25 protein-coding genes and 1 pseudogene are annotated in these 22,659 nt (G+C 49.8%); 15 read left to right on the top strand and 11 right to left on the bottom strand.

Going from position 1 to position 22,659, the window contains the following annotated elements; genetic code table 11:
* Nucleotides 1–111 precede the first annotated feature (111 nt).
* From yebG to ptrB, 4 genes are all read left to right on the top strand, one after another.
* Nucleotides 112–402 (top strand): DNA damage-inducible protein YebG, encoded by a 291-nt coding sequence (yebG, locus tag ABIE10_RS04905; RefSeq protein WP_003833810.1) that lies wholly within the window; start codon nt 112–114, stop codon nt 400–402.
* 121 nt (nt 403–523) lie between these two features.
* Nucleotides 524–877, top strand: coding sequence for a protein YebF (yebF, locus tag ABIE10_RS04900; protein WP_049282078.1), 354 nt, complete (start codon nt 524–526; stop codon nt 875–877).
* Nucleotides 878–978: 101 nt separating this feature from the next.
* Entirely contained in the window at nt 979–1,638 is a 660-nt protein-coding gene (locus tag ABIE10_RS04895) for a tellurite resistance TerB family protein (protein WP_016156220.1), read from the top strand.
* An 86-nt stretch (nt 1,639–1,724) separates the two neighbouring features.
* Entirely contained in the window at nt 1,725–3,785 is a 2,061-nt protein-coding gene (gene ptrB / locus ABIE10_RS04890; protein ID WP_429154921.1) for an oligopeptidase B, read from the top strand.
* Here ptrB and exoX read toward each other — a convergent pair.
* The 3 genes from exoX to ABIE10_RS04875 all read right to left on the bottom strand — a co-directional run bounded on the left by exoX (nt 3,782) and on the right by ABIE10_RS04875 (nt 5,461).
* On the bottom strand, nt 3,782–4,444 hold the full coding sequence (gene exoX / locus ABIE10_RS04885; protein WP_181220539.1) for an exodeoxyribonuclease X: 663 nt from the start codon (nt 4,442–4,444) through the stop codon (nt 3,782–3,784). The genes ptrB and exoX overlap by 4 nt on opposite strands.
* 23 nt (nt 4,445–4,467) lie before the next feature.
* Entirely contained in the window at nt 4,468–5,124 is a 657-nt protein-coding gene (locus ABIE10_RS04880) for a carbon-nitrogen hydrolase family protein (protein WP_047415371.1), read from the bottom strand.
* A 106-nt stretch (nt 5,125–5,230) separates the two neighbouring features.
* Nucleotides 5,231–5,461, bottom strand: a complete 231-nt coding sequence (locus ABIE10_RS04875) for a DNA polymerase III subunit theta (protein ID WP_003034925.1) — start codon at nt 5,459–5,461, stop codon at nt 5,231–5,233.
* Nucleotides 5,462–5,604: 143 nt separating this feature from the next.
* Here ABIE10_RS04875 and yobA point away from each other — a divergent pair, with 143 nt between their 5' ends.
* From yobA to ABIE10_RS04860, 3 genes are read left to right on the top strand one after another with little or no spacing between them, the layout of a single operon-like run.
* Entirely contained in the window at nt 5,605–5,979 is a 375-nt protein-coding gene (gene yobA, locus ABIE10_RS04870; protein WP_047415373.1) for a CopC domain-containing protein YobA, read from the top strand.
* Nucleotides 5,980–5,982: 3 nt separating this feature from the next.
* Nucleotides 5,983–6,855 (top strand): copper homeostasis membrane protein CopD, encoded by an 873-nt coding sequence (copD, locus tag ABIE10_RS04865; protein ID WP_047502000.1) that lies wholly within the window; start codon nt 5,983–5,985, stop codon nt 6,853–6,855.
* 20 nt (nt 6,856–6,875) lie between these two features.
* Complete coding sequence (locus ABIE10_RS04860; RefSeq protein ID WP_003833793.1) at nt 6,876–7,214, top strand: YebY family protein; 339 nt, start codon at nt 6,876–6,878, stop codon at nt 7,212–7,214.
* Nucleotides 7,215–7,550: 336 nt separating this feature from the next.
* Here the strand turns inward: ABIE10_RS04860 and ABIE10_RS04855 are convergent, their stop codons facing one another.
* From ABIE10_RS04855 to ABIE10_RS04820, 8 genes are all read right to left on the bottom strand, one after another.
* Nucleotides 7,551–8,636 (bottom strand): tyrosine-type recombinase/integrase, encoded by a 1,086-nt coding sequence (locus tag ABIE10_RS04855; RefSeq protein WP_103766155.1) that lies wholly within the window; start codon nt 8,634–8,636, stop codon nt 7,551–7,553.
* The gene (locus ABIE10_RS04850; protein WP_072034353.1) at nt 8,605–8,877 is read right to left on the bottom strand and encodes an excisionase; all 273 of its coding nucleotides are present in this window, start codon (nt 8,875–8,877) and stop codon (nt 8,605–8,607) included. Before ABIE10_RS04850 ends, ABIE10_RS04855 begins: the two co-directional genes overlap by 32 nt.
* Nucleotides 8,878–8,941: 64 nt before the next feature.
* A complete protein-coding gene (locus ABIE10_RS04845; protein WP_047415379.1) occupies nt 8,942–9,184 on the bottom strand; it encodes a DUF4060 family protein in 243 nt (80 codons plus the stop codon).
* Nucleotides 9,185–9,223: 39 nt separating this feature from the next.
* Nucleotides 9,224–10,315 carry a RecT family recombinase gene (locus ABIE10_RS04840; protein WP_429154916.1) on the bottom strand — a complete coding sequence of 364 codons (1,092 nt, stop codon included), beginning with the start codon at nt 10,313–10,315 and terminating at the stop codon, nt 9,224–9,226.
* 12 nt (nt 10,316–10,327) lie between these two features.
* Entirely contained in the window at nt 10,328–13,255 is a 2,928-nt protein-coding gene (locus tag ABIE10_RS04835) for a RecE family exodeoxyribonuclease (RefSeq protein ID WP_103766157.1), read from the bottom strand.
* 141 nt (nt 13,256–13,396) lie between these two features.
* On the bottom strand, nt 13,397–13,558 hold the full coding sequence (locus ABIE10_RS04830) for a YdaE family protein (RefSeq protein ID WP_181012488.1): 162 nt from the start codon (nt 13,556–13,558) through the stop codon (nt 13,397–13,399).
* 11 nt (nt 13,559–13,569) lie between these two features.
* Nucleotides 13,570–13,776, bottom strand: a complete 207-nt coding sequence (locus tag ABIE10_RS04825) for a hypothetical protein (protein WP_001568763.1) — start codon at nt 13,774–13,776, stop codon at nt 13,570–13,572.
* A 290-nt stretch (nt 13,777–14,066) separates the two neighbouring features.
* Nucleotides 14,067–14,480 carry a helix-turn-helix domain-containing protein gene (locus ABIE10_RS04820; RefSeq protein WP_181012489.1) on the bottom strand — a complete coding sequence of 138 codons (414 nt, stop codon included), beginning with the start codon at nt 14,478–14,480 and terminating at the stop codon, nt 14,067–14,069.
* A gap of 110 nt (nt 14,481–14,590) precedes the next feature.
* Here ABIE10_RS04820 and ABIE10_RS04815 point away from each other — a divergent pair, with 110 nt between their 5' ends.
* From ABIE10_RS04815 to ABIE10_RS04780, 8 genes and pseudogenes are all read left to right on the top strand, one after another.
* Nucleotides 14,591–14,812, top strand: a complete 222-nt coding sequence (locus ABIE10_RS04815) for a YdaS family helix-turn-helix protein (protein ID WP_103766159.1) — start codon at nt 14,591–14,593, stop codon at nt 14,810–14,812.
* Nucleotides 14,813–14,823: 11 nt separating this feature from the next.
* On the top strand, nt 14,824–15,363 hold the full coding sequence (locus ABIE10_RS04810; protein WP_103766160.1) for a toxin YdaT domain-containing protein: 540 nt from the start codon (nt 14,824–14,826) through the stop codon (nt 15,361–15,363).
* A gap of 129 nt (nt 15,364–15,492) precedes the next feature.
* Nucleotides 15,493–16,494: a replication protein gene (locus tag ABIE10_RS04805; RefSeq protein ID WP_200101237.1), complete on the top strand. Its 1,002-nt coding sequence runs from the start codon at nt 15,493–15,495 to the stop codon at nt 16,492–16,494.
* A complete protein-coding gene (locus ABIE10_RS04800) occupies nt 16,491–17,186 on the top strand; it encodes a replication protein P (RefSeq protein WP_103766162.1) in 696 nt (231 codons plus the stop codon). Before ABIE10_RS04805 ends, ABIE10_RS04800 begins: the two co-directional genes overlap by 4 nt.
* A 14-nt stretch (nt 17,187–17,200) precedes the next feature.
* Entirely contained in the window at nt 17,201–17,512 is a 312-nt protein-coding gene (locus tag ABIE10_RS04795) for a hypothetical protein (RefSeq protein ID WP_103766490.1), read from the top strand.
* Nucleotides 17,509–17,718, top strand: a complete 210-nt coding sequence (locus tag ABIE10_RS04790) for a hypothetical protein (protein WP_103766163.1) — start codon at nt 17,509–17,511, stop codon at nt 17,716–17,718. The genes ABIE10_RS04795 and ABIE10_RS04790 overlap by 4 nt, the downstream gene beginning before the upstream one ends.
* Before the next feature lie 506 nt (nt 17,719–18,224).
* Nucleotides 18,225–18,353, top strand: a pseudogene (locus ABIE10_RS04785) (ESPR domain-containing protein); the annotation flags it as partial.
* Between the two features lie 15 nt (nt 18,354–18,368).
* Nucleotides 18,369–22,520, top strand: coding sequence for an autotransporter outer membrane beta-barrel domain-containing protein (locus ABIE10_RS04780; RefSeq protein ID WP_258040536.1), 4,152 nt, complete (start codon nt 18,369–18,371; stop codon nt 22,518–22,520).
* Nucleotides 22,521–22,659 lie beyond the last annotated feature (139 nt).

Genomic DNA, 22,659 nt, shown 5'->3' with positions numbered 1-22,659 from the left:
TGGGCGCAGTATATACGAAAACGTTTGCGTCTGTCTTTATTACCAGGTTGATTTCAAGGCGCAAAAAGAATATACTGTACATAAATACAGGTAATTTAAGAGGCTGCAAAAATGGCGGTTGAAGTTAAATACGTAGTCATTCGGGAAGGTGAGGAAAAAATGTCGTTTACCAGCAAAAAGGAAGCCGATGCGTATGACAAAATGCTTGATACAGCAGATTTGCTCGACACATGGCTCGAGCAATCGCCGGTAGCGCTGGAAGACGAGCAGCGCGAAGCGCTTTCCCTGTGGCTGGCTGAGCAGAAAGATGTGCTGAGCGCCATTCTGAAAAACGGCAAGCTGCCCTCTCCGCAGGCGGTCGAAAACGATGCGCACGCTGAGGATGATACTCAGGCTGCCTGAAACGACTTGCGCTCCTGACGTTTTGTACCATGCTTTTCCCTGAATCATTGTGCAATCCCTGACGTCTTTTCACGTTGCAACAGGCAACCTGAAGGACGAAGGGGAGATTAAGGAGAAAAGAATGTATAAAAAAAGAGCGTTGTTGAGCCTGCTGTTGTTGTCTGCCAGCGTAGCTGTATTTGCGGCAAATATGGAAAGCAAGAAAGTTCAGTTCCCCAAGTGCGAAGGACTGAATGCTGACGGTATCGCGGCGAGCGTGAAACGTGATTATCAGCAAAATCGCATTGCGCGCTGGGCTGACGATCAAAAACGCGTCGGGCAAGCCGATCCTGTCGCCTGGGTCAATACGCCCGATATTTCGGGTAAAGATGGGAAATGGTCAGTTCCCCTCACGGTTCGCGGTAAAAGCGCGGATATTCACTACCAGGTAAAAGTCGACTGCAAAGCCGGAACGGCGGAGTATCAGTCGCAGTAACGAAGGTAGAAGGTATTTGCACTTCTTTTGATGACCTGAACACTTCCTGACATCCCCTCGGGTACGCTTTGATGATTATTCGTCTGTACTTGAGGGGCAACATGGCTAACTGGCTGAATCAACTTCAATCTCTTCTTGGGCAAAAAGGATCTTCCGCGTCATCTTCTGGTGAGCAAGGGCTGAGTAAACTTCTGGTTCCCGGCGCGTTAGGCGGTCTGGCAGGATTACTGGTTGCCAACAAATCTTCACGTAAATTACTGAGTAAATACGGCACCAGCGCGCTTCTGGTGGGCGGCGGTGCGGTTGCCGGTACCGTGTTATGGAACAAATACAAGGATAAGGTTCGCGCGGCGCATCAGGGTGAACCGCAGTTCGGTGCACAAAGCTCGCCGCTGGATGAGCGAACCGAACGACTGATCCTGGCGCTGGTTTTTGCTGCGAAAAGCGATGGTCACATTGATGCCAAAGAACGTACCGCCATCGAGCAGCAGCTCCGTGAAGCAGGCGTGGAAGAGCAGGGCCGTGTTCTGATCGAACGCGCTATTGAACAACCGTTAGATCCTCAGCGCCTGGCACAAGGGATCCGCAACGAAGAAGAGGCGCTGGAAATTTACTTCCTGAGCTGTGCGGCGATTGATATCGACCACTTTATGGAGCGTAGCTATCTGAACGCGCTGGGCGATGCGTTGAAGATCCCGCAGGATGTTCGTGAAGGCATTGAACAGGATCTCAAGGAACAAAAACAGGCTTTACCGGGTTAATTACTTACCGTTAAGGCGCATGTTTCGCTTGCATCATTGCTGTCTTTTGCCACCCTTATAGGATGTTTAAGCAAAAGAACAATGACATGCTACCAAAAGCTTCTCGTATCCCCCACGCCATGACGAATCATGGCGATACCCGCGTTGATAATTATTACTGGCTGCGAGATGACACCCGCTCGCAGCCAGAAGTGCTGGATTATCTGCAACAAGAAAATGCGTATGGCCGCCAGATCATGGCCTCGCAGCAGGCATTGCAGGATCGCGTCCTGAAAGAGATTATCGACCGTATCCCGCCTCAGGATGCTTCCGCCCCCTATGTAAAGAATGGTTATCGCTACCGGCATATTTATGAACCGGGGTGCGAATATGCCATTTATCAGTGTCAGTCTGCCTTCAGTGAAGAGTGGGATGAATGGGACACCTTGCTGGATGGTAACCAGCGCGCGGCCCACAGTGAGTTTTATACGCTGGGGGGACTGGCGATATCTCCGGATAACACCATCATGGCGTTGGCCGAAGATTATCTCTCTCGTCGACAATATGGCGTGCGTTTTCGCAATCTGCACAGCGGCAACTGGTATCCGGAAGTGCTGGAAAACGTTGAAGCGGATCTGGTCTGGGCGAATGACTCGCAAACCTTCTATTACGTGCGCAAACACGCAACGACGCTGCTCCCGTATCAAGTGTGGCGGCATACCGTCGGCTCGCCGTCATCACTGGATGAGCTGGTGTATGAAGAAGCCGATGACATGTTTTATGTCAGTCTGCATAAAACCACCTCGTTACATTATGTGGTTATTCATATCGCCAGCGCGACCACCAGTGAGGTTTTGCTGCTTGACGCAGAACTGGCGGATGCCGAGCCGTTAGTCTTTTTAGCGCGACGCAAAGATCACGAGTACAGCCTCGATCACTATCAGCATACGTTTTATCTGCGTTCCAACCGTCAGGGTAAAAATTTCGGCCTGTACCGTACCCGTGTGCGTGATGAACAAGCCTGGGAGACGCTGATCCCGCCGCGCGACAGCGTCATGTTGGAGGGCTTTACGCTGTTCACAGACTGGCTGGTGGTGGAAGAGCGTCAGCGGGGCTTAACCAGCCTGCGACAGATTAATCGTAAAACGCGCGAAGTGGTCGGTATCGCTTTTGATGATCCGGCGTATGTGACATGGCTTGCCTATAATCCAGAACCTGAGACATCGCGCCTGCGTTATGGCTATTCCTCCATGACCACACCGGACACGCTGTTTGAACTGGATATGGACACCGGAGAGCGTCGCGTACTCAAACAGACGGAGGTCCCAGGATTTGATGCGGCGAACTACCGTAGCGAACACGTCTGGATCACCGCGCGTGATGGCACCGAGGTTCCGGTTTCGCTGGTTTACCATCAAAAGTATTTCCTGAAAGGGAAAAACCCGTTACTGGTCTACGGCTATGGCTCGTATGGCGCCAGCATGGACGCCGATTTCAGCAGCAGCCGCTTGAGCTTACTGGATCGCGGCTTTGTTTATGCCATTGCTCATGTGCGTGGCGGCGGCGAGTTAGGACAGCAGTGGTACGAAGACGGTAAGTTTCTGCTCAAGAAAAATACCTTCAATGACTACCTCGACGTCTGCGACGCGCTGCTAAAAATGGGTTATGGCGCGCCTTCGCTGTGTTATGGCATGGGGGGGAGCGCCGGAGGAATGTTAATGGGTGTTGCCATTAATGAGCGCCCGGAACTCTTCCATGGCGTCATTGCGCAAGTGCCTTTTGTCGATGTGGTGACCACGATGCTGGATGAGTCCATTCCCCTGACGACCGGTGAGTTTGAAGAGTGGGGGAATCCGCAGGACGAAGAGTATTACACCTACATGAAAAGCTACAGCCCGTATGACAATGTTACAGCGCAGGATTATCCTCATCTGCTGGTTACGACGGGATTACACGACTCCCAGGTGCAATACTGGGAACCGGCAAAATGGGTGGCAAAACTGCGCGAGCTGAAAACGGACGATCGTCTGCTGTTACTCTGCACGGATATGGATTCCGGGCATGGCGGAAAATCAGGGCGTTTTAAATCATACGAAGGCGTGGCCCTGGAATACGCGTTTTTGATCGGACTGGCGCAGGGGACACTGCCTGGACAGGCGTCTGCTTAGGCGTTATCCAGATAGTGTTTCAGCGTTAAGCGCAGCTCCGGGCTCATACTGTCGAGGTTATTAAATAACCAGCGCAGATAGCCCGGATCGCGTTCAGCCACTTCTGATACAGGTTTTCCGCGATACTTACCAAAAGTGAAAGTAGTGAGTAACGCAGGACGGCCGGTAATATCGACCATCTGTTCTGCTGACCAGCCAGACGTCTGTATGATGTCGATCAGCAGTGCCGCGGTGATGTAGCAGTCGTACAGGGCACGGTGATGATGCAGGCCAGCTGGCGTCTGCACGCTCAGCTTGCGCGATTTATACAGCGCCATGTTGCTGTATTTGATTCCTGGCCACAAACGACGGGAGAGTTTCATGGTGCAAATCCACTCCCCGGGCATGTCGGGTAATACGCGGCGATCAAAACTTGCATTGTGCGCCACGTACCATTCGCTGCCGTAATATTGGGGGATGACATCTTCAATCCACGGCTTATCGGCCACCATCGCTTCCGTAATGCGATGAATTGCCATCGCCTCAGGGCTGATGGGGCGGTCAGGACGCACCAGGTGGCTCATGGGGTTGACTATTTTTCCGTCAACCACATCGACAGAAGCAATCTCAACAATGCCTCCCTGCAGACCACAGGTTTCCGTATCTATTATGCGCAACATGCCATGCTCCTGACCCAAAACGATTAGCGTAAAGGAATGATATCACCTTGCCAACCCCGTGGCGTGCGTTGACCGGTTAAGAGTAAGGAACCGCTGTCTGCGCGAACAATCAATCGACCTTGCTCATCCCATAACGCGCTGCTGCCACGCGCATTGGCCATTAATACCGCAATGGCAAATTTATGCGAGAAACTCTGTAGACGAGATGTGGAGGAGAGCAATTCGGGCTCACTGACAGACTGACTGCTGGTGAATAGCGAGTACGCCGGGTCGATATCGATACCTTCCGGCTGGCTATCCACAACACTGATGGCATTTTGCTGTCTGGCGATACAGGCCCCGTGGCTCTGATGAAACATTAAGGGGGAGGTCATCCAGGGAGAGAAAAGCGCGATACCTTTTACGAACCGATTGTTATGTTCTACCGATAGCCCCGCAATAATCGTCATGCGATAAGTCACGGCTGCATGCGCGAGAGGTTCTAACAACGCTTCATCGGGTGGGGCAGGGAGCGCGTCATTCTCATCAACACAACCCAACAGGGAAAGGGAGGGGAAAACCAGCAATTCACATTGGCATTGAGCGGCTGCCTGAATGAATTGCAGGTGATGCGCGACATGTTCGGTAACTGAGGTTTGAAGAGGTTCGTACTGTGCTGCTGCGATTTTCCAGTGCGACATAATGATTTCCTTTTCATAGTGTCTACAACCATCTTTAAAGTATAGATTAAGAATATACTTATACTGTAGCAGGCATCATGTAAGGAATCGTAACGTAATATAAGTTTTATTTAACTTTAGGCTCATAGGGTAAACGTGAAAGGGAAACGGATGCCAGACGGTGCGCGATCAGTCTTTCCCGAAACCAGTCGCGTAAATGTTCGGGCTGTTCACGCTCAACGACTTCGGCAACAACCGGCATGTTGTATCGCTCCTTAAATGCGACACCCGCCGCGGCCAGGTCAACATTGACCTTATCCATTTCAGCTTGCTCAAGTTTGGCCAGATTGATGTTCATGGGCTTCTCCTTTTCTCTATCTTTCGGCGCGCAAAGTTACTAAGAGTGTGCATTAATGGCAAGACCGAAATGATGATTCTCGACTCGATCATTGTAGAAGGTTATTCTCTATAGATTAGACATAACAAAAAGGAATAGTTGAAATGGCTTCATCTGCATCTATGCTTCGCAACGCTCTCATCGTACTCGCCAGCCTTCTGGCAACTCCCGCCGCCCTGGCTCATGCTCACCTGACGAAACAAAGCCCGGCGGCTAATGCCGATGTTGCGGTATCTCCTCAGGCGTTGACGCTGAATTTCTCTGAAGGTGTCGAGCCGGGATTCAGCGGCGCAACGCTAACAGGCCCAAACAAAGAACAGATCAAAACGGGCAAGGCATCACGCAGTGAACAGGACAAAACACAACTGATTATTCCGCTTGCTCAAACGCTTGAGGCCGGAAAATATACTGTCGACTGGCACGTCGTCTCCGTGGATGGCCATAAGACAAAGGGGCAATATACCTTTAGCGTGAAATAACCGATGCTGGAATTTACCTGGGTTGCACTACGGTTTATCCATTTTACCACGTTGATGCTGGTCTTTGGCTGTGCGCTCTACGGCGCATGGCTGGCTCCCGTTTCGGTTCGTCGTTTAATGATGCGTCGTTTTTTGCGTCTGCAACGACATGCCGCAGCGTGGAGCTTTATTAGCGCGACGCTGATGCTGGCGATCCAGGGTGGTTTAATGGGCTCAGGCTGGCGGGATGTTATTTCTAGTGACGTATGGGGCGCCGTGTTGCAAACGCAGTTTGGCGGCGTCTGGTTATGGCAGATTATCCTCGCGTTGGTCACGCTGGTGGTGGTAATTATAGTGCCGCGCAGCATGCCGCGAAGGCTGTTAATGCTGACGATTGCGCAGTTTATTTTGCTGGCTGGCGTCGGACACGCGACGCTGCATAGCGGTATCGCTGGTGCAATCCAGCAGGTTAACCACGCCTTGCATTTGGTATGCGTTGCCGCCTGGTTCGGCGGTTTGCTGCCCGTACTTTACTGTATGCAAATGGCGCAAGGCCGCTGGCGGGAACAGGCCATCAATACTATGATGCGTTTCTCCCGCTACGGGCATCTTTTCGTTATCGGCGTTTTACTTACCGGTATCATGAATGCGCTGTTTATTGTCGGTTTTTCTGTTCCCTGGCACATGGCTTACGGGCAACTGCTTTTGTTAAAAGGTGCTCTGGTGATGCTAATGGTGGCGATTGCGCTGGTGAATAGGTATGTTCTGGTACCACGCATGCGGCAGGATAACCGCAGTATGACACTCTATTTTGTTTGGATGACTAAGCTGGAATGGGGAATTGGGGCCGTTGTGCTGGCGATTGTCAGCCTGTTTGCAACCCTCGAACCTTTCTGATTGATGGATTGGCGAAACGCATGAAAAAAATCATTATCTCGTTATTACTACTGGCAAGTTCAGGGGCCGCGCTGGCTGCGCCACAGGTCATCACCGTCAGCCGTTTTGAGGTTGGCAAAGATAAGTGGGCGTTTAATCGGGAAGAGGTGATGCTGACCTGCCGTCCGGGTAACGCGCTGTATGTCATCAATCCCAGTACGCTGGTGCAATACCCATTGAATGATGTTGCCAGACAGCAGGTAGAGAGTGGGAAAACTACGGCGAAGCCAATCGAGATTATCCAGATTGACGACCCGGCGAAACCGGGCGAAAAAATGAGCCTCGCACCGTTTGTGGAGCGTGCAGAAAAGCTCTGCTAATTGTCAGATGTAGCGTTCTGATTTCCAATAAAAAACCGCAAGGCTCGCTCAGGAGAACTTGCGGTTTTTACGTTTGGATGTGTGACAATCGTCCTTTTTTTCAGGCCTCTTTAGTCGCGGACTGGAAAACCTGGCGCTGTCATCTATTCTTAAATGGCAGGGTAACTTAGCCTGCATTAATGCCAACTTTTAGCGCACGGCTCTCTCCCAAGAGCCATTTCCCTGGACCGAATACAGGAATCGTATTCGGTCTCTTTTTATATTCTTGTTTTCGTTGGGTTTTTTCGGTGCTTTCACGAAATCCCACGAAAATTACTCGAAATTTCCATATCCTGTCTAAACCATAACATATTCTGCACCACGTGCGTCCAGGTATTTTTTGGTCATTGTTAAATTTTTATGCCCCAGCAGCCTCTGTGCGAAATCCTCTCCGCGCTCCCTTTCATAGAGTCTACTCGCCAAACTCCTGATTTCATGGAACGGAGGAGGGTTGGGGCCAAACTTTAACTCTGTAGAATCCCTGATATCGGAAAACGCTTGAGTGATTCCGTCCGGAGTTAACGGACCTGGCTTCCTACCGCCACGCCTTACCGAAGAATAAATCATGAAGTCTGACGGGTTGTTTTTACGACAACGGTCGATAACATCCTGCAGTACCAAATCAGCAGAGTCCAGTCGCAAATCAAGTGGCAACGCCAATTTGTGACCTGTCTTTTCCTGCGTGACAAACAACCTTCCATCCCTGATATCGCTGAATCTGAACAACGATACGTCCTCTCTTCTTTGTCCGGTGACAAGTGCAAGGTCACATGCATTTGCAGCCCATTCGGAATGGGTTGTTGCGGCATCTCTTATTATCTCAAACTGTTCAAGCAAAAGACGCTCACGCTTCACTTTTGGTGTCGGCGTTCTTGTCGGCTCTGCCGGATTTCTTTCAATATGCCCCTCGACAATCGCTTCCCTGAAAATATCCAACAACACCGAACGCAGCCCGGATGCCATGCTTTTCTTATCGCAGAGTATGTAACTTTCCAGAAAAGTAGATACGTCCTTCGTGCTGACCGCCGATAACGGCATACGTCCGAATTCATCACTGATAGTGGCGATCTGATTGCGCCTGACCTTCATCGTGTTGGGCTTCAATTCTCTTCGCTCAAGAATTACTTCGTAGCGCTCGAGCCACGCTTTCACCGTAAATGTGGGTGTTTCCTTTATGCGGTCCAGCAGCGCTGATGGAAGGTAATTCTGTTCGATGTAGTTATTGGCTTCGATGGCTTGAGAAATGGCGTCCTTTCTGTCGATCCGGCCAAGAGATAACTCTTGACCGGTAATCGGGTTTCGCCAGCTATAAAGCCTGTCTCTTTTACGATAGGTCAGGTTACGGGGCAGGTTAGCGTCGTAACGAACTGGCCTTTTCGCCATGAGTCAGTCTCTCCAGTAGAGTGCCGCCAGTTGGCAGCGCTAGGTGTTTTGCTTTGTGACGAAGGTTCTTTTTGCTCGGATCCACATAGATGGCGTCAGGCTGAACCTTATATTCTTTGCCGTGAAGCTCCGGGGCAGGGAAAATGCGCCCCTCCCGCGCCCAGCGGCGAAGTGTTGAAAGAGACGGAGGGGTTGAATAAGTTGAATTCGCCCATTCCAGCAGATTAAGAAGCTTGGCCATACTACCTCCGGCTTCCGGCAACTTATTATAGAGCTGCCGGAAAACTGTTAATGAAATATCGTTATCAACTCACCTGACCTGGCAGAGCGCGCAACCGGCGCATACCTGTCATTGCCGTGGCCACGTAGCTCGCCTTACGGTTAACTACCTCAACCCAGACCTTTACGCCTTCAACTCTCACCGTGTACGTCTCTTTCATCTTGCTGCGGCCATAGTCGCCGTAACGTTCTGCATGAGTGGCCAGTGCTATGTCGCATGCCTGACGCGCTAACGGGGATTGCTGATTGGCTCGGTTAATCAGTCGCATTACATCTCCTCAGTGGGAGGGCGAAGCCTCCCGCCTCCCTTAGGCCACGTATTCCGGTTTCATATCCGCCAGGATGATGCTGAACTGATCGTGCAGCTCGTCGCCCAGATGACGTTTCGCCGTTGCAAGAACTCGCTCAACTTCCCCAAACCGTTCAGCTGCATCCGGTTCCTCCGGAGACGGTAGGGAGTTGATCGCGGCTTCAACCTTGTTACGTGAATCAACCAAGTAATAGCGTTTCACTGCCTTATTCTTCAGCTCGGTGAACAGGGCAGATCCGAGCGTGGCCTTCGCGCTTTCGATATCAGCGCGCAGTGCTTTTGCGCTATCAACATCCTGAGCGGCATCGATGCGTTCGCGGAAATCATCAGCCAGTGAGTCGATATTTACCGATGATTCCTGTGCGCTTTGCGTGGTTGTGACGGTGTCACATGCGATTTCAGCAACGCTCGTTCGTTGGGCTGAGCCAGGGTTAATAACTTTTTCTTCTCGTTCTTCGACTTCATCGGCGCTGTAAACACCGAGAATCACATCAGGGCAGTACAAGCGAGCCCAGCGCTTTACCGCGAGATAAGCAAGCTGCTGACGCGGATCACTTGCCCATAGTGTCGAGTTACGAACCTGAGCCTGAGAGAGCATGAGTACCAGTTCGCGTGGTTCATCCTCGCCTTTCATAGTTGCCCACACCCGAATTCCTACACCGGCCTCATCTTTTAAATCCCAACCAGGCGCGATGTACTTATTGCCTTTAGAACTGGTTCTCTCTACAAATCGACCAATGATGTTTTCCCATGGGCCAAACCAATCGTAATGAAGGCGATCTTTTGTAGGCGACATGTTGGTAACAACCGCATTAACCAGTTGAGCTTCGTAACCCAATACTCCGCTATTACCGACGATGTGGGTCTTCTGAGCTACGGCAAACGGGTCCATACCCCATCGTGCGGCCTGCATGACCACAGCCATGCAGGCATCTGGTTTTCCGCGGAAGTGGTCAGGTACAAAAGCGCCACTATTTGCCATCACTGTCGACAAGGTGCGTAGGCGGTCGAAAAGTTCCCCATTAGTCAAAATTGAGATGTTATCGATCATTTGCGTCTTGTTTTCGTTGGTAGTAATTGCAGTAGACATGTTCTTTTCCCCTTATGCCTGAGTACGCAGCGCTTCAAGGCGGCGCAGGTCGAAGTCATTCAGTTCGTCGGTGTAATCAGCGGTGATCGGCGCTGGCCATTCGCCAGTGTCGAAGCCGGTAGCGATAGCGCGCATCGCCTTGCGGTACTCGAGCATGCCCAGTTCCAGCAGTTCGGCTGATGCCTCGATGATGGCGATCCAGTGGTAGTTCTCGTCTTTGTTGACGAAAATCCAGAAGAACTGGTCCAGCGCAGCTGTCTCGCAATACATTGCCGCGCTCAGGTGGTAGTCACGGTCGATGATTTCGCGGTGCAGTTTGGCGCGAAGACCTTCCTGCTTAACGTTCCACATGCTGATGGTTTTCAGGTCGGCACCGATGCGCACGCCGTCCAGGTCGATTTCCAGATCCGGGCGCACACGAACTTCGAGTCCGGTTTCGTCGTCAAATCCAAAGTAGCTCACCTCAACGGCGCGGCTCGGATGTGTCAGCAATTTGCCCGCGGTCGGGTGCTCGAGCAGGGCTTTCTGAATGCTCAGTGCAGTGCTCAGTTGCTGGCGGGTGACCAGCACTTTCCCATGCGGATTCTCGCGCCACGCATCCAACAGCTCGTCGGCGAAGACGGCGTTCGGGTTAACAGACTTTACGGCCTGAATCAGATCTGCTTTGGTACCGGACACTTTAAGCGGCGCCTGCTTCTGCACTTCCTGTGCAACAAGGTCAGGATTGATAATTGCCAACTGCTCGAGTAATGCATCGCGGCTACCGCTGGTTTTCACCTGTGCAGGCAGAGTGGCGTTGTATTCCTTGATGCAGGCTTTCATCGCCGCAGCGGTCTGTTTCTGATCCGCTTCGATACGCTGGTACTCTTCGGGCAGCGACATATAGCTCTGGCCGGTTTCCTCGGCTGAACCACCCAGCGGCACCTGTGCAGGCAAAGTGGCGTTGTATTCCTCTAACAAAGCTTTGATGTCGTCTGCACTCAGTTGCGCTGGCAGGCTGGCGTTGTACTCATCAATAAACGCGCGGATCGTTGCCGTGGTGGTAAATGCGCCTTCCGGAATTATGGGTTCAACGCTAAATTCTTCATCGAGCTGCTCTGGCTGCAACGCCAGTGCATGCACCAGGTTACCCATATCCAGTACAGAAGAGCGTTCTTTGATAATGGTTTTATCTACGTGGCGCGCATTGAAGTACATCAGCGAAACACGTGCGTCTTTCACCTGGGTAGAGCTGATACCGTTGGCCGCGTGATAAACCTCGTTCGGCAGACCTTCATAGCGGCCTGGCTCGAAGTAAGCAGGGTAAACAACAGCTGGTTCGTCAGATTGCGCTTCTGGCTCGGTTTGCGCCAAAACTGGTTCAGTCTGGTTTACAGAATCGCTATTTTGGGCGACAGAATCCGTATTCTGGTTTACATCGGCCTGCTGGCTGGTATGTGACTCTTCACCAGTTTCCAGACTGCTTTCGCCTGACTGCACTTCATCACCAGCCTGTTTTTCATCACTGACAGTTTCTTGAACCTGCACATCGCTGGTGGTCTCCGTAGCCTTTTTCGTGCCATGAGTTGCTGAGTTCTGAAGCAAAGCCGTAACGTCGAATATTCCGTTGCCGACATTTTTAACCAGTTCTGTTTCTGTAGAGTGCTGGCTTGTCTCAGTTTTTACCCATTTCGGATCGTCAGGGTCGCTGATACCTTCGACGAACTCTCCACGCTGAGCAGCAAGTTGCTTACCAATTTCTTCCTTAGATTGGGTTTCGGAGTGGCGAGCCGCGCGTGGATCTTCCTCCCATTCGCTATAGCCGTTCGACTTCTTACCGTTGGAATAGATGCCGTTCTCTGCCAGCCACTTACGCGCCTGATCTCGAAGTATTACAGGACCGATATTCAGGCAGTCAGTCCAGTCAATAGCGCGAGTGACGCCGAAAATGGAGAGGGCATCGTATTCAAGGATGTCGTTAATATGAGAAATGACTTTGATGACTTTTGCCTGCACATCATCCCGAGAATCGATGAGATTTTTCGCCGCTTTTAACTGTTCGATCGTGACTGAACCAGGTTCCGCGTCGGGATACATACGGGCAATACAGGATTCAACATTCAGGTTATAAACTGTTTGAGCAACGGCGCGTTTGTAGCGTTCTGCCGGAACTGGAGGCAACTCTTCTTTTTTCTCTTTTGTTTCCGGTGACACTACTTTGCTGATGCGGTTTCCGGTTGACCATTCTTTTACAAGCAGGCCACGTTCAATATGAGGGGTGTCGAACCATTTTCTAAAAAAGCGGATGACCAGCCCCAGTTCCGGCGTTTTACCATTATTAGGAAATGCCTTTTTGAGGTCATTCACCACTCTGTGTATATCGATTTCCTGTGCTTTCTTAAATGGTTCTACGTTTTCAGCAGCCAGCAGCAGGTTCTGGACGTACGCGTCATCGGTGTCCATCTCAAGGCGGACAATCTCGTTTTTCTGCACGGCATCTACGTGATAGAGATATTCACCATCACCGATGAACTGAGCCAGTACGCGCTGGCGGAATGGCAGGGTGGCAACGACGATTAGGTTCGGTTGCTCTGTCTGCTGAGATTGCTCTTCAGTACCGACTTCACCATCAACGACATTGTTATCTGTCTGGTGGTTTTCTTCCTGTGCCGCATCATCAGCTTTCAATTTCACATTCCAGGTGCGCTGGTCTTCGGCCAGTTCGTAACGATCACACCAGGTGAAATCAACTTCACCTTCTTTTGGCAGACCGTCAACAACCGGGAAATCAGTGCGAATTGGTTTGGTGTAGTCCTTACCACGGCCCGTTTCGATGCCAGCGTCTTCCAGAGCAACATCCAGCATCAGGTTGGCGCGAGCCTCAGTTTTTGCAGTGAACCAGACCACTGCATCTTGCTTTCCGGATTTCTGAGTGGCTTTAACCACATAAAAGAATTCCATGTGAGATCCTCTTTTTTGGGTGTTAGAATCCCCGGACCATTGATAGCGCCCATTGGGTGTGTTTTTGGTTTTGTATAAATTCCGGTGTAACTTTGGTCGGAAGCACCGGACGTACAGGCCCGCCTTGCGCGGGTTTTTACGTTAGGACTCGTGGGCCATCTGATCGTGCGAAGCGCAACGTTTGGAACAATACTCTTTCTCTTTGCGCGCCAGCTGTGAGCCGTTGCGATAGAGAAGTGTGCTTTTGATTACTTCTTCCGGTTTAACCGGCTTGCCGCAGTAACCGCATTTCTTGTCTACCATGACGACCTCCGCTAGTGGCTGAGTCCATGCCCCAGACCGTTCAGATAAACTTCAACCAGCAAATCCTTGGTGTAAGTCATCTCCACGCCGCGATGCAGATACAAACGTCCGCGAGCGTTAGCTGATGCTGTCCAGGTTGAGTCTTTGTGTTTGACGAGCATCCCCGGCTGAACTGCGCCGCGGTTTACTGTCTGTGTACCGTAGTGCTGATGAACCATGATGTTCTCCAGTTTTTCTGAGTGAACTTCGCTGGTGGCGCCGCGGCGCTGATCTTCACGGTTGAGCTTTTTCACACTGCAGTTCACCACCGCGAAGCTCACTTCTGTGCTTTGCCCTTGTCGCCAGGCTGGCGGAACGTTTCTTTACCTGACAACGATGCGCTTGTTGTCGATGGAGATAATACTGCAACATAAAGTTTCACGTGTAAAGTGAAAGAAAGAAAAACTTTCGTTTTGAGGTGAAAAAAAGCGCCTAGAGAGGCGCCATGTGGTGTGGTAAAGATCCCAAGCTATGGTTTAGAGCTGTTGATAATGTCGTAAACGTCGTTTTTTAGAAGCTCAATTTCATGAAGAACCGATTTGGTGTGAAGAATGAGTCGTAGCTTTTCAGCTTCAGGAAGCTGATTAAAGAGCGAAAGGAGTGCTTGTTCTTTATCATCAAGTTCAACTGCTGAAGGCCCAGATACATGAGTTGCCGCACTTTCTTGTTCTGAGTCCATAAAGAACCAGTGCTCAGGTTTCCCCGTTACAGCAGCAAGTCTCTTTAACCGCTCTCCACTGGCTACGTTCCTTCCCTTGGCCCAATTTTGAACAGCCGTATGCGAAAGCATGACTTTTTTAGCAAGGTCAGATTTCGACCAGCCATTTTCAGCCATAACTTGTTGAATTCTTCTAGCGAAGGTCGGGAAAGTGTTTTCGTTCATACGCACATTTTACAACCTAAGGTTTCACTCAGCACTAAAACAATATCTTTCGTTTGTTGAAACATAAACTTTCGTCGTGTATTCTTCGATTCATCATTGAAGGAGAGCACATGAACAAAGAAACCCAAGAAAAAATAAGTAAAGCGGCATCGCGAACTCGTATTGGCAAGCACTTCGGTATTAGCAGCCAAGCAGTCGGGAAATGGATCTATGCGAACGGGGTGCCACAAAAAAGGATTATCCCATTATGTCAGTTCCTCAACTGGCAGGTGACGCCACATGAAATTGATCCGAACGCATATCCAAATCCAACAGACGGTTTACCACGTTAGGAGGTTTCACTATGCAGACACTTACTTATCAGAATGATAGCGACATTCCTCGAGGGGGAATGATAAATCGCGCTCAAACATATAAGGGGCCGTGTCACGAAGATATTCGTGATGCCGTTCGCTCATGGGCGGGTGTAGATGGTCAGGATGTCGTTTCTGCTCTGATCATCGAAGAGTACCTGGCGCAAGGGGGGGACGAGATCACTTTCCCTGATGATCTCAGCCGACAGCGTCAGAAGCTTTTCCGCTTCCTGGATAACCATTTCAACAGTGAAAGATACCGCGATAACGTCCGCCTGCTGACTCCGGCAATCCTCGCGGTTCTGCCGATTGAGTTCCGCAACCGCCTGCTACCAGAAGACAACGTTATGGCCCGACTGGCAAGGCTGGAGAAAGAAACCAGCGAAGCGAAGATTGCCGTCGCAATGGATGCGCCACGTCATCAGAAGCTGAAAGAGTTGAGCGAGGGGATCGTGGAGATGTATCGCGTTGACCCTGGGTTAACCGGTCCGCTGATGGAAATGGTGCAGATGATGCTGGGGGCTATATGACCGGTTCAAAAATGGCGAAAGCCGCGGTGCGCGAACACCAACGGCTTTCAGGTGCAATTCGTTGCGTACTCATTGCGAGGTCATTATGACAAAGAGTTTTTCAAAATACCAGGTAAGGGAGGCATAGCTATGTCGAATGTCGCCTACGCCGATTTTGCGGCGCGTACCGCCGTCAGGAGCAACCGGATGGAGAACCAGAAGACCGGATTCATCCCGTTGTACCGGAGTGTACTGAAGAAGCCCTGGGCTAAAGATGTCTTCCTGCGCACGTTATGGGAGAACCTTCTGTTGGGCGCCGCCCGCCAGCCCTACACGGCAAACTTTAAAGGCCGGCAGTGGCCATTACAAACCGGACAACTGGTGACCACGTCGGCAGATCTCGGGCTGAAATTATGCGACCGAAATGGGGAGCCAACAAGCCGTCATGCAGTGGATCGAATGCTGTCTCTTTTCGTGAGAGAAGGGATGATTTCAACCGCTGGCGAGAAGAGAAAAGGCACTGTAATTACCATCACAAATTTTGCGCATTACGCTCAAAAAATGGACGATTTACCCGCGCATAACGCCGCGCATAACAGCGAGCATAGCCCCGCGCATAACGAACACAGCAATGGCGAGGCTTCGGGAGTGGATGCCGAGCATAACCCCGAGCATAAGGGCGCGCTTAAGCCCGAGAATCATGAACAAGAAGTAATATTAAATACTAACGTATTTAATGTACGTCAGAGAATTTCCAAAATTGTTCCTGATGCAGCTGTCCAGACTCCGAAAGGTGACAAGTGGGGGACATCTGACGATCTCCGTTGTGCAGAGTGGATGCTGGCGCTGCGCGACATCACCAAACCATCCCTGAAAAAACCGAATATAGCTGGCTGGGCGAATGATATACGCCTGATGCGCCAACTGGACGGACGCACCCACAAAGAGATTTGTGAGCTGTTCCGATGGGCCTGCAAAGACTCGTTCTGGTACAAAAATATTCTCTCCCCCGCAAAGCTCCGCGCCAAGTGGGACACGTTAACCCTTCACAGCGAAGACACTACCCGTAAGCCACGCACAGATGTCAGCGCAAACAAATCCGAAACTGGCCCGCACTGGAACAGTCCTGAAGCATGGGAGAAATTTTTATGACCCCGGATCTTTATCGTGCAATTCAGAATCGCGACAGCGAAATGCTATCACGCATGGCTGGAGATTCTTACGACGGACGCAAGGTTGTTAACGCTGACGCTGAAAAGCTGGTGGATATGCTTTTTGAAAACCTCATGCAGGTATTCCCGGCATCCACTCAGACGAACCTACGTACTGATGCTGATATCCGCGTTGCAAAGCAGCAATGGATCGCGGCTTTTGCTGAGTCAGGCATTACCTCCCGGGAGCAACTTTCCGCCGGGATGCAGAAAGCCCGATCCAGCCAGTCACCGTTCTGGCCGTCGCCGGGTCAGTTTATTTCGTGGTGCCGTGAGGGGAGTGGTGCGCTGGGGGTCAGTGTGGACGACATCATGAGCGAATACTGGCGCTGGCGGAAACTTGTTTTTCGCTACCCGACCAGTGAGCAGTTCCCATGGAAGGATAAAAACCCGCTGTATTACCACGTCTGCCTGGAGCTTCGCCGTCGTGGAACAGAGGGACAGTTCAGTGAGAAGGAACTTGTCCGAGCCGCTGGTGACATCCTGCATGACTGGGAAAAGCGAGCACTGTCCGGTAAGCCGGTACCGCCAATCCGTCGCGCACTTGCAGCGCCGAAAGCAGCTACTGGCCCAACGCCTGCAGAAATGCTGATGGCTCAGTACAAACAACGCAAAAACGCCGGTCTGGTCTAATGGGGGAAATCACTATGGCAAGCAAATCACTGTGGGCGATCGTCGATTTCCTTCGGGTTAACCACTGCATCACGCCGCGCCAGGTTCAGAACCTGCTGGGGTGCGACTGCAAGAAAGCACACAACCTGCTGCTTCACCTGGTACGTAGGGCGGTAGTAATCCGCACTGGCGAGCCGCATCGCCCGGTCTATTCACTTCAGCCAGGTGGGGAGCTGAACATAAAGCAGCTCAAATCGAACATGAGCAAAAACATGGTCACATCAGTTTGCCGCACAAGTCCGGCTATGCAGCGTGTACTGGCGTTTTACGGGAGAGCATCAGCATGAAACCAACATACGAAGAACTTGAACAGCAGGTGCTCGAACAGGCGGTACAGCTCGCTAACGCCGAGAGCAAGTGCAGGGCGCTGGCTGCGGAGAGTGCGGAGCTCAAAAGCTTCATCGTTAGCGACTGCCATGTCACTCATTTTGAGCAGGGAAATTTCTACGACGAGGAGGTTGTATTTGCGTCTTTACTATCACCCATCACATAATTAAGCAAGCACTAAAGTTGATTCTGTATCGTTAATTATGGGCTGGATTTAGATTATGAAGGGGTTATATTACAAAATATGGATTGAGGAGTCTAAGATATTTTATAAAGTATCTATTTTAGTCCAAAGGCTAAAATAAATCCACCCGAAAATTAAATTGTTTATGATTCAAATTGCTATGCCTATTGATATTGTTAGTGAACTAACTTTTCTGCTGGAAGTATAAGATAATTCTTATTTGCTCTTTGTAATATTTTGCAACAAAATATAGGCATATTCATGGTTAACCAAAAAACGGAAAAACCTTAAAATTGTTATGTACTATAGAACATACATGCGCTCACTATCTAAACCTAACGAAAAGACTAGTAAGTCTTTGTTTTGGATGCCTAAAAACCTGCATGGCTGCAACGTAACTAGTGAAGTTTAGACTGGCGAGGATTTGCCAGTCATGTTTTACGGGTTAGGTTTAATACTCAGCTATCAGAAAATCTGGAATAAAATAAATGAATCGTATTTACAACGTTGTTTGGAACCATTCCCTTATGGTATGGACTGTCGTATCGGAATTGGGCAGAGGAAGGACGAAATGCTCATCTCCAAAAACGGTCTCAATATCTAGGATAAATGCGAGCCTGGTTGTCTCAGCAATGATTGTAGTGAGCGGTAATGCGCATGCATATGATGTTAATGGATATACTGATTTTAATACATCGACCTCTATTTCTGACGGCCTACAGTGGAACGGTACTGCAACAGTACAGGTAGATCAGGGGGCTGATGTTACTGTTTCAAATGCATCAGGTAGCTCAGCATTGAATATGAACCCTGCCGCTGGGGGTTATACTTCTCTATGGATGAATGGTGGTACGCTAACCGCTAGCGATAACGGCAGTCTATTGATGGGCACCAACAGCATGTTGCAAATAGGGGGAGCTCAGATAGGTGGGTTGACCTCAGAACAGTCTGGCGGTTCTGCAGGAACGCTGTCTGTTGGTGAGTTAAAAACGGTATCAGGGGCAACGAATGCGACATTATGGATGTTCGGTTCTGCCTCATCGACAGCGAAATTATATGCAGACAGCATTGATCTGGAAGCTGACAAGAATGATTTGTTTATTTCTAACCCTAGCAGCTCGGAGTTGGGGGCAGAGATCAACGTAGTCAACGATATGACAGTAATTAATAAGGTTGGAGGAAGCTTCCTGTTAGTTGGCAATTCCCAGCTAAATGTTGGTGGGAATCTGTATCTTGATACAACCAATGGTTCATTTCTCGCGACTAATAATAGTAACAGCAGTGGCATCAACGTTGGCGGTGATCTTACATTGACAAACAATACTCAGCTATCTTCTGATATAAATTCGGTAAGTACAGAGGCTGGGATATATTCTACTGTTGTAAACGTTGATGGTGATATCAATGTCATAGGGAAAAATGTCGGCGGTACTGGGCTGCAGATTATTAATGGTACTGGTACAGGCATAACCACTCTTGGCGACTTTAATATATCGTCAACAGTGAGTGGAAACACAACCGATGTGATTTTTGGTCATGCTGCCAAAGTGACAAGTTACCAGGATATTACACTTAACAGCGTAGCTGGTGGAGCAACAAATCTTTACATTGGCGATTCCAAGTATGGTGCCCCTACCGATATTTCAGCTAAGAGCATTGATATGACAGGTGCAGGGGACAATAAGGTCATATTTAACAATAATATAAATAATCCGACCGGCAGCGGCTATTTATTTGATGTTGCAATTAACGGTAATGGTTCCGTTGAGCAGCAATCTGGCCACACGACTCTTAGTGCGGCTTCCAATTTCACTGAGGGCACAGTCATCAGCGGCGGTTTGCTTTCCATTGCTAACAACCAAGCTCTGGGTAGTGCGGGCGTCGCTATTAACACTGCAAACAACGATAATACCAAAGGACTCGATATTGCCTATACAGACGGGTCGTCGTTTGGAAATCAACTATCAGGTTCAGGATATACAACAGTCTCTGGGAAAGCGCGCATCGTTGGCTCTAACCAGGCCTATACAGGTAGCTGGAATATCACTGGGACTGCGATAACAGATGAAGGTGTGTCTTCAACCGTCAATAATTTTGGTACTGGCGAAATCCAAATTGCTAGTAGTGGTACCCTGATAGCGCAAACCGCAGGCGCGTTTGATTTCATCAATAAGTTGGTCGGGGATGGCACTCTCATTGCAGACAATAACAATGCCGAGTTTAAATTTACCGCGGGTACTAGTGATCAATTTGCCGGGGATGTTGTTTTAAAAAATAACACTTTTGATCTGGAGAATACTAATACAACAGCACTTACTAATGCTACGTTGCATATTGGTACTGGAAACGCAACTACGGTAGGAACTGGCGCACAGAATATCGGTGGTCTTACCTTTAACGGTGGAAAACTCATTTTTGGTGATGTTAACCCTGGTGATACCACCAGCGATAGGTACATTGAAACCAGCAAAGAACTTAATTTAACTGGTAACGGTCAGATCCAAATCACTGACGGCGGACCCTTTGAAAATATGCCACAAACGCCGAACACTACTTTACCGTTGTTACAACAGGATAGTGCTGGCGTAATGGTTAAATTAGCTGGATCCAATGGTACGGTAACGGGCGACGGCGGTAATCTTTCCTTCATAGACCAGAACGGTGATGTTATTTCTCAGCCGGTGACTTCCGATATCACTCAAAATGGAGAAACGGTTGCGAAAGGTACTTATGATTACCGCCTCACCAGTGGTGATAATGCAGATGGCCTCTACGTAAACTATGGATTAACTGAGGTTGAATTGCTGGCACAGGCTAGTAATGCTTTGACGCTGAATGCTGAAGGTAATACCGGAAATGCTGCAGACCTAAGTGCCAAAATCACAGGAACCGGAGATTTGCGCATTGATACTGATACCGATGTTAGCTTATCCAACAGTGATAACAGCTACAGTGGTCTTACTGATGTGGTCGCCGGCACACTGAAAATGGGCAATAACAACGTTCTGGGTCAGACCCGGTTACTGAATATTCGTAGCGGCAGCCAATTTGATATGAACGGCTACGCTCAGACATTAAAAAATATCCAGACTGAAGCTGGGAGTGTTCTCGACTTTAACCAAGGCAGTTTGACCGTCAGCAACGGTACGATTGCTGGTGATATGATCGGTGCTGGTGACCTTACAGTAACGGGAGGTGCAGTTACTGTTAGTGGTAGCGGTTCAGGAATGACTGCGAAAACAACCATCGATTCTGATGGCATAATCCGTATGTTATCTGCCGATGCACTTGGTAGTGGTGATGTGGATAATCAGGGGTTACTTGCACTTGGGGAAAGCACAAGTAGTTCCGCGCCCATCGACTACAAAATCGGCTCATTGAGCAATAGTGGTACGGTCAGTATTGGCCATAACGATGCTACGGGTAATGCAGTAGCGGGTACTACACTTACTGTCAACGGCAATTACACGGGAAATAATGGTCACCTGCAATTTAATACCGTACTGGGAAATGATAATTCAGTCACCGATAAATTGGTGATCACTGGCGATACGTCAGGTGATACTTCCGTTAGCGTGACGAATGCCGGGGGCAATGGGGACTACACTCTCAATGGTATTGAAATTATCAGCGTTGGTGGTAAATCTGACGGCACCTTCTCTCAGGCAGGCCGAATTGTTGCAGGGGCTTACGACTACTCTCTGGTTCGTGGCTCCGACGCCAACAGTGGCAACTGGTATTTAACTAACACTATGCCGCCAGTTGATCCTGTAGACCCACCAGTTGACCCATCTACACCTGTCAACCGCCCGGAAGCAGGCAGCTACCTTGCAAATATTGCGGCTGCGAACACGTTATTCAACACCCGTCTGCACGACCGTCTGGGGGAAACGCAGTACGTTGATGCTCTGACTGGTGAGAAGAAAGTTACCAGTCTGTGGCTACGCCAGGTCGGTAGCCATAATAACTGGCGTGATGGCAGTGGTCAGTTGAAAACACAGAGCAACAGTTATGTCGCACAGTTGGGTGGCGATATTGTGCAGTGGTCAACTGATGGCCTGAACAGAGGCCACCTGGGTCTGATGGCGGGTTACGGTAATAACCACAGTTCTACCCGCTCTTCAGTCACGGGTTATGATTCAAAAGGTTCGATAAACGGTTACAGTGTTGGCGCTTACGGCACCTGGTTTGCCAGCGATGCGGATAAAGCAGGGTTGTATGTGGACAGCTGGCTCCAATACAGCTGGTTCAACAACCAGGTTAACGGGCAGCAACTGGCCAGCGAATCCTACAAGTCTAAAGGCTTTACGGCCTCGCTGGAGACGGGTTACACCCAGAAATTGGGCGAGTTTGCTGGCAGCAAAGGGACGCTTAATGAATGGTTTATCCAGCCACAAGCCCAGGCCACCTGGATGGGTGTGAAAGCAGATGACCACCGTGAAGCCAATGGAACCCGCGTTAACAGCGGTGGTGACGGTAACGTACAAACCCGTCTGGGCCTTCGTACGTACCTGAAGAGCCATCATGCAATGGATGACAACAAAGACCGTACTTTCGAGCCGTTCATTGAAGCCAACTGGTTGCATAATACGCGCAGTTATAACGTGAACATGGATAATGTCCACATCAACCAGGCTGGCGCCCGTAACATTGGCGAAGTCAAAGTGGGTGTTGAAGGGCAGATTAACTCTCGTGTGAATCTATGGGGGAATATCGGTACTCAGGTAGGTGATAAAGGGTACAGTGATTCTAGCGCTATGGTGGGTATCAAATATAACTTCTGATGCTATAGAGACGGGGGGATACTCTCCGGTCTCTATCTTCCATAATCATTTCAATTCAGCTAATCATTCAAACCCGCTACGGCGGGTTTTCTTTTTTTACTCCTGACAAAAAATTAACAATTTGTGCTCTTAAAACGTT

Source organism: Citrobacter sp. 506 (genome assembly GCF_050434985.1).
Lineage (GTDB): Bacteria > Pseudomonadota > Gammaproteobacteria > Enterobacterales > Enterobacteriaceae > Citrobacter > Citrobacter braakii.
This window is presented reverse-complemented; position numbering and strand designations above follow the sequence as displayed.